The sequence below is a fragment of the Nostoc sp. UCD121 genome (assembly GCF_014222285.1).
Lineage (GTDB): Bacteria > Cyanobacteriota > Cyanobacteriia > Cyanobacteriales > Nostocaceae > Nostoc.
Genome location: NZ_JACKZS010000270.1, coordinates 1 through 8,569, shown reverse-complemented (window position 1 = coordinate 8,569; position 8,569 = coordinate 1). Strand labels below are relative to the sequence as shown.

At 41.1% G+C, this 8,569-nt stretch carries 3 protein-coding genes; all 3 read left to right on the top strand.

Annotation, left to right across the window (positions count from 1 at the left end):
* Positions 1-724: 724 nt before the first annotated feature.
* Entirely contained in the window at positions 725-2,755 is a 2,031-nt protein-coding gene (locus tag GNF10_RS32735) for an amino acid adenylation domain-containing protein (protein WP_185581337.1), read from the top strand.
* A 3-nt stretch (positions 2,756-2,758) separates the two neighbouring features.
* Positions 2,759-7,675 (top strand): type I polyketide synthase, encoded by a 4,917-nt coding sequence (locus GNF10_RS32730; protein WP_185581336.1) that lies wholly within the window; start codon positions 2,759-2,761, stop codon positions 7,673-7,675.
* A gap of 378 nt (positions 7,676-8,053) precedes the next feature.
* On the top strand, positions 8,054-8,569 hold a 516-nt coding region (locus GNF10_RS32725), incomplete at its 3' end, for an acyltransferase (RefSeq protein ID WP_185607367.1).

Here is an 8,569-nt window from a genome sequence, read left to right as displayed (position 1 = left end):
GTATTAATAACTAGAATTAGGGCACAAAAAATTCTGATGGTCATAGCCTGAAGTTCAACCTGCCTCCAAACGGATTCCATTGCTTGTTTATCGGCTGGTAAAATCGCTGTATTCCTTGCCCATGAAGGCATTGATTCTTCTTGTCCTCTCAAATAAGCAAACGTACAGTTAATAGTCTCATTGCAAATCACCTCTAAAGTTTTAATTTTCAATGAAGATGTATTGAAAATAACTCAGATTTTGAGGAAATAGGTCAAAATAAAAAAACTAAATCTAAGAGTCAGTGCCCTTTCATATAAACATTATAGGATTGCGGCATGATTTCTTGCGAAATTAGTCTTGAAATATAATTTAAAAATTAAAAATATGACTAAAAAATGTAATTAAAAATACTAGTGTTTAAACAAACCTTGCGTGGTGTTGGAGCTATATTTAGTTTTCAGACATCATAATTCATAGTTACTTATTTATCTCGAAACAATATCGTACTCAACTTACATAGTTTACTGGTTTATCCAAAAATCTATATCTATATAAAAGTATCTCTCAATATGAATTTTAGAACAAACCTTAGTATTTTTCACTCAGTAATAATTCTGATTTTGTATAGTTTAGTAGTAACATTAGCTGCATCGCTAAACTTGACATTTGTTGAGTTAAAAATGCAGCACTACTTAAAAACTACAAGTTTTGCAAAAAGATTTATTTTTTGCGGAAATAAAATATGAAAGCAATAACTGATTCATTAGCTAAAAATAAAAATCAATTTCTGGTAACTGAGTCTCAAACATCATTATCATCAGATAATAACTTAGAACGATATAATTTAACATTACCTATCTTGAAAGAATCCGAAAAAGACCTACTGATCGAGTGGAATAAGACTCAAACGGATTATCCTCAGCAAGCGTGTATTCATCAGTTGTTTGAAGCACAGGTTGAGAAAACACCTGATGCTGTAGCATTAATATTTAATAATCAGCATCTCACCTATAGAGATTTGAATAGTCGTGCTAATCAACTGGCACAATATCTACAAACACTAGGTATAGGAGCAGAAACTCTTGTAGGTATCTGCATAGAGCGCTCCTTAGAAATGGTTGTAGCACTTTTAGCTATCCTAAAAGCGGGTGGAGCTTATGTACCACTAGATCCAGGGTATCCACGAGAACGTTTAGCTTTTATGCTATTAGATACCCAGGTATCAGTACTATTAACTCAAAAAGACCTAGTTGCTAAATTACCTACTCATACCGCATTTGTAATTTGCCTAGATGCAGATTGGCATACAATCGCCCAAAATAAAAAAGAGAACCTAAGCACTAATGTCACTGCTGAAAACTTGGCTTATGTCATGTATACATCAGGTTCTACAGGTACACCCAAAGGGGTTAGCGTTATCCATCGTGGTGTAGTTAGGTTGGTCAAAGAAACTAATTATGCTCACCTCACGGCTGAAGAAATAATTCTGCAACTTGCTCCTATTTCCTTCGATGCTTCAACTTTTGAAATTTGGGGTTGCTTACTTAACGGTGGGCAACTAGTAATTTGCCCTCCTCATACACCATCATTAGAAGAATTAGGGCAGATTATTCAACAATATCAAGTCACTACTCTTTGGCTGACAGCCGGCTTATTCCATCTCATAGTTGATGAAAAAATTGATGCGTTAAAATCTTTGTGTCAACTTTTAGCGGGTGGCGATGTCTTATCTGTTCCCCATGTACAGAAGTTTCTCCAAACAGTAGAGAACTGTCGGCTAATTAATAGTTATGGGCCAACTGAGAATACAACTTTTACCTGCTGCCATCTTATAACAGCTCCACTGCAACCAGGTGTATCTATTCCTATTGGTCGCCCAATTGCTAATACCCAAGTTTATATATTAGACAAGAACTTCCAAGCAGTAGCAAGTGGAGAAGTTGGCGAATTGTACATTGCTGGAGATGGATTAGCTAGAGGGTATTTGAATCGCCCCGAATTGACTGCCGAAAAATTTATTTCTCATTCATTTGATAGCAATTTAGCAACCCGCCTTTACAAAACTGGAGATTTAGCTCGTTATCTTCCAGATGGCAATATCGAGTTCTTAGGTCGGATTGACAATCAGGTAAAAATTCGCGGTTTCCGAATTGAACTAGGGGAAATTGAGCGGGAGATTGCACAACATCCTGATGTTCGGGAAATTGTTGTTTTAGCTCGTCAGGATGAAACAGGTGAAAAGCAGTTGACTGCTTACATTGTTCCTCACTATAACAGCAAATATACACACAATAATTTACGTAGTTTTTTACAGCAGCAACTACCTCATTACATGGTGCCATCAGCGTTTGTGATGTTAGAATCACTGCCTCTAACCGCAAATGGCAAAGTAGATAGACATAAATTACCAGCACCAAGTAGAGAACGTCCGCAACTCGAACAAGCGTACATTGCTCCCCAAACCGATTTAGAACGTTTGCTTGCAGGTATTTTGTCTGAACTGCTCAAAATCGATCGCGTTGGGATTGATGATAATTTCTTTGATTTGGGAGGAACTTCAATCTCAATTCTACAAGTTGCTGCACGAGTCAAACAGGAACTTGGTATTGAACTACCTGCTGTGAAGCTATTTCAGTATTCAACGATTGGCTCTTTAGCAAAATATTTGGATTCAAACCAGAACAGCCAACCGTCTCATGACAAGCTGCAAAATCGCGCTCAACGCCAACAAGCAGCTCAAGCTCGTCGCCGTAATCATCAACAAGGTGTTTAAGCAATGGTAAATATGCAAACCTCAGATAACCAAGATCCTATTGATGGTGTTGCCATTATCGGCATGGTAGGAAAATTTCCTGGCGCTGGCAATGTCGATGAGTTTTGGCGCAATCTGTGTGAGGGAGTAGAGTCAACGACTTTTTTTCAAGATGAGGAATTAGATCCCAGCATTGACCCGAACCTTTGCAAAGATCCCAGTTATGTAAAAGCTAGAGGCATCATTCCTGGGGGAGAGACTTTTGATGCTGCCTTCTTTGGCATTAATCCACTGGAAGCTGTGGTTATGGACCCACAAGCCAGAGTTTTTCTAGAGTTGGTTTATGAAGCTTTAGAAAATGCTGGTTATGAATCAGAATCTTTCGATGGTTTGATTGGTTTATACGCTGGTTGTGGTCAAAATACTTATTTTGCCAACCATATTTCTGGACGTATGGAAATTGTCGATCGCATCGGCGAGTTCCAAACGATGTTAGCAAATGAAAAAGACTTTTTAACCACCCGTGCTGCTTACAAGCTCAACCTTAAAGGCCCAGCTGTCAGTGTTAATACAGCTTGCTCTACTTCTTTAGTAGCAATTATTCAAGCTTGTCAAGCCTTAAGCAGCTATCAGTGCGATATGGCTTTAGCTGGTGGTGTATCTATGACTACACCTCAAAATAGCGGTTATATGGCTCAAGAAGGCAGTATGCTCTCTGGAGATGGTCATTGTCGTCCCTTTGATGCCAGCGCTCAGGGCACAATGTTCAATAATGGCGCAGGAATAGTTGTCCTCAAGCGTTTAGAAGATGCACTTAATGAAGGCGATCGCATCTATGCCGTAATTCGTGGTTCAGGTATTAATAATGACGGCGCTGATAAAGTAAGCTTTACGGCTCCTAGCGTAGACGGACAAGCAGAAGCCGTTGCAATGGCGCAAGCTTATGCCAACTTCCACCCAGAAACCATCTCTTATATTGAAGCTCACGGTACAGCTACACCTTTAGGCGACCCCATTGAAATTGAAGCGCTGACGCAAGCATTTCGTGTGCATACAGATGCTAAACAATTTTGTGCGATCGGCTCTCTGAAAAGCAATGTCGGACATTTAGTTGCGGCTGCTGGGGTAGCAGGATTAATTAAAACCGTTCTTGCCCTGCATTATAAAAAGATTCCACCTAGCTTAAATTTTGAGGCTCCCAATCCCAAGATTGACTTTGCCAACAGCCCCTTCTATGTAAATACCAAACTAGCTGAATGGCCAGAAGGTGAAACTCCGCGACGAGCCGGTGTAAGTTCTTTTGGTGTCGGCGGGACTAATGCTCATATTGTGCTGGAAGAAGCGCCACAAATCCAAAATTCTGGATCTTCTCGTCCACAGCAGTTATTGTTGCTCTCGGCAAAAACTAGTACAGCCTTAGAAGCTGCAACAGCAAATTTGCAGCAACATCTCCAGTACAATGCTGAAATTAACTTAGCCGATGTAGCTTATACCCTACAGCGAGGGCGCAAAGCCTTAAATTATCGACGTAGTGTAGTTTGTCACGACATTACAGATGCGATCGCGGCGTTACAATCTTTAGATCCCAATCAAGTAAATACCCGCCATACAGAAATCCGTAATCCAGCCGTTGCCTTCATGTTCCCCGGACAAGGGTCGCAATATGTGGATATGGGACTGAATCTCTACAACCGCGAACCTGTGTTTCAGGAGGTAGTAGATGAATGTGCAGAAATCCTTAAACCATTACTGGGCGGTGATTTACGAAAAATTATATATCCCGCACCAAGCGATCGCGAAACTGCGGCTATCGCCCTAAAGCAAACCTGCTTTACTCAACCAGCATTATTTGTTGTTGAATACGCCTTAGCGCAACTGTGGCAAAGTTGGGGAGTCAAGCCCCAAGCGATGATTGGTCACAGCATTGGTGAATTTGTCGCCGCCTGTATTGCGGGTGTATTCACCTTAGAAGATGCGCTGATGTTGGTTGCAAATCGCGGTCGCTTCATGTGGGACTTACCACAAGGCGCTATGCTCTCAGTGCGCTTACCAGCCAAAGAGGTAGAGCCGCGATTGAGTGCAGAATTAGCGATCGCAGCAATTAACGGCCCTTCCCTGTGTGTAGTTTCTGGCCCCACAGAGGCGATCACGGCTCTGCAAAAAGAACTAGAAAGCGAAGAAATTGTCTGTCGCCGTTTACACACTTCCCACGCTTTCCATTCCCCAATGATGGATGACATCATAGCCCCCTTTGCAGAAGTAGTTAGGAAAGTTAAATTATCACCTCCTCAAATTCCCTTTGTTTCCACAGTTACCGCCGACTGGATTACAGCCCAGCAAGCAACTGATCCGATGTATTGGGCTACACATCTACGTCAGACTGTGCGATTTGCGGAGGGGATACAAACCTTATGGCAGCAACCAGAACGCGTACTGTTAGAAGTTGGGCCGCGAATCACAACTACCACCCTAGCCCGCCAACAAGCAAAAGATATTAAACAACAGATAGCGATTCCTTCTCTCAGTGATAACGCCGAGAACGAAGCCGAATGGACAGCATTACTCAAGGCAGTAGGACAACTCTGGCTAGCAGGAGTATCTATTGACTGGAGCAACTTCTATCAAAGAGAAACGCGACAACGAATTCCTCTGCCTACCTATTCCTTTGAGCGCCAACGCTTCTGGATTGATCCTTTACCTCATCCCAATCGCGCAGCAACTTCCAAACCTTCAAATCCCCAGTTAGAAAATACCCAAGATATGACAAAATCTCCTCAGCAAAAGCTTATTCCTCTGCTAAAAGAAATTATCGAAGAAACATCAGGATTGGAAATCGCTAGTATTGACGATTCGACAACATTTTTAGAAATGGGATTAGATTCTTTATCACTGACTCAAGTGGGGCTAGCGTTAAAGAAAAAATTTCAAGTAAAGGTAACACTTAGGCAGTTACTAGAAATTTACCCCAATTTAGGAACACTGGCTGACTTTATCAATCCAGCCTTGTCTCCCGAAACTTTATCTGCATTAGGATTAACAGAAACCGTTGCAGAACCCACTCCAGAAGTATCATTACCAGCACCTGCAACCACATCACCTACTTTGGTAGTGCATGAAGTCCATACAAATGGATCTGCACCTCAGATTTCTGCCCAACCTGCTGCATCCAGTTTCTTCGAAAATGTGATTAATCAGCAGCTACAAATCATGAGTCAGCAATTGGCACTATTGGGTAACAACAGTCAACCTGTAACAATCCCAGTTGTACCTGCGGCGACACCTCAAAATAATGGTGTCAAGCCACAAAGCGCCGTATCTATCCCAGCGACTCAAACGAGCAAAGAATCACCTACATCGGTAGATACGGAATCAAATGGTGCTAAAAAGGCATTTGGTGCGGCTGCTCGAATTGAAAAAACCCAGACTAAAACTCTGACAACGCAACAACGCACTCATCTAGACAAAATTATTCAAAGATACACACAACGGACTCAAAAATCCAAAGAATATACTCAATCCCATCGCCCTTATTTGGCAGATCCAAGAACTGTTTCTGGCTTTAATCCGACGATGAAAGAGATGGTTTATCCCATCGTAGTGTCTCGTTCATCAGGTTCTAAACTTTGGGATCTTGATGGCAATGAATATGTCGATTTAAGCAATGGTTTTGGTTTGAATTTGTTTGGTTGGTCGCCACCTTTCATTACCGAAGCAATTGAAGCACAACTGAAACTAGGCATGGAAATTGGGCCGCAGACTCCCTTAGTTGGAGAAGTGGCAAAGCTGATGTGTGAGTTGACCAACTTTGACCGAGCAGCCTTTTGCAACACAGGTTCGGAAGCGGTTTTGGGAGCGATGCGGATGGCACGCACCATCACCGGGCGTAACTTAATCGCCATTTTTTCTGGAGCTTATCACGGTATTTTGGATGAAGTAATTGTTCGGGGGACAAAAAAACTCCGGTCAATTCCGGCTGCTCCTGGTATCCCACCGGAAATGGTAGAGAATATTTTGGTGGTGGACTACGATTCACCTGAGTCTCTAGAAATCCTTAGAAGTCGTGCTGATGAGTTAGCAGCAGTGATGGTGGAATCTGTGCAAAGCCGTCGCCCTGAATACCAGCCCAAGGAATTCCTTCAGCAATTGCGTGATTTCACTGAAGAAGCTGGTATCGCTCTAATTTTTGATGAAATCGTTACCGGGTTTAGAATTCATCCAGGTGGCGCTCAGGCACATTTTGGTATCAAAGCTGATATAGCAACCTACGGCAAGATTGTGGGCGGTGGACTACCGATTGGAGTCATTGCTGGCAAATCGCAATATATGGATGCTTTAGATGGTGGATTTTGGCAGTTTGGGGATGACTCAGTTCCAGAAGTCGGTGTAACTTACTTTGCCGGCACTTTTGTCCGCCATCCTTTAGCACTAGCAGCCGCCAAAGCAGTACTCCAACATTTAAAACAGAGTGGCCCCAGCTTGCAGCAAAATCTCAATGCAAGAACCGATAAATTTGTAGCGGAACTTATGGGCTATTTCCAGAAAGTTCAGGCTCCGTTTACAGCTTATAACTTCGGCTCCCTGTTTATGGTGAAATCTGCACCAGAGTTTCCTTATGGAGACTTACTATTTTATTTACTGCGGGATAAGGGAGTGCATACTTGGGATCACCGTCCTTGCTTCTTGACGACAGCCCATTCCGAAGCCGATCTAGCTTTTGTAATGGCAGTCTTTAAAGAAAGTATTGCTGAAATGCAGTCTGCTGGATTTTTGTCTGCACCGCCCATAGAAGTAACAAACAGCGAAGTTACCAATAACAGCCTACGTAATCGTCCTCCGCAACCTAATGCCAAATTAGGACGAGATCCCCAAGGCAACCCCGCTTGGTATATCCCCGATACTGAGCGACCTGGGAAGTACTTACAAGTTGCAAGTGTTTCCTGAGTACTTTAAAAAATTGGTGTTGCTGATTGAAAGTATGAAGCCATATCAAAAAATGTCAATTCCTACTCCAATTCAGCAACACCAAAAATTAACTGTTTTTGCAAATAGTAAATACTCATCGATTAGGGCTTTTTATGTTATCTGATAATCTACTTCAATCTGCTTCAAGTAAGTCCTAAGCAGATCATAGTAGAAATTAAAAGCTAAACTTTTGACAGATTTGATATAGCAAAATAATTTTTATAAATAGCGCGGGCAATGCCCACCAAAACCATAATCTGGTGAACAATGTTTAGCATACTTGTATTTCAAAAATCCCATAAAACCATCAAGATTATCCTAAAAATATCTGACTGTTTATATTATTGAGATAATTCAATGCCAAAAATATCAATGTATAACCAAATCAATTCGCTCACTGCTCTGCGCGGTATTGCAGCTTTGGTTGTTGTTGTACATCATTTCTCATATTACACTTTACCTAAAACTGGTTCAACTTTATCAGCATATAGCAATTTTTTTCGTAATGGATATTTGTGGGTTGATTTTTTCTTTATTCTGAGTGGTTTTATCATGACCCACGTTTATATTGAAGATTTTTCATTAAAAGTTAATTCATCTAAATATCGTTCATATTTATTGTCGCGTTTTGCCAGAATTTATCCTCTACATATATTTGTTTTATCTCTATTTATCGGACTAGAAATTTTAAAAATATTTTTACTAAATAATTCTGCTTTTACTGGCAAGTTTAACTTAACTGCCCTTTTTACTAATATTTTTCTTCTCCAAGCATTCGACTTAAATTGTCCACCTTTATTTTGGTGTGATACTTATTGGAATGAGCCAGCTTGGTCAATTAGTGTAGAGTTTGTTATTTATTGCATATTTCCC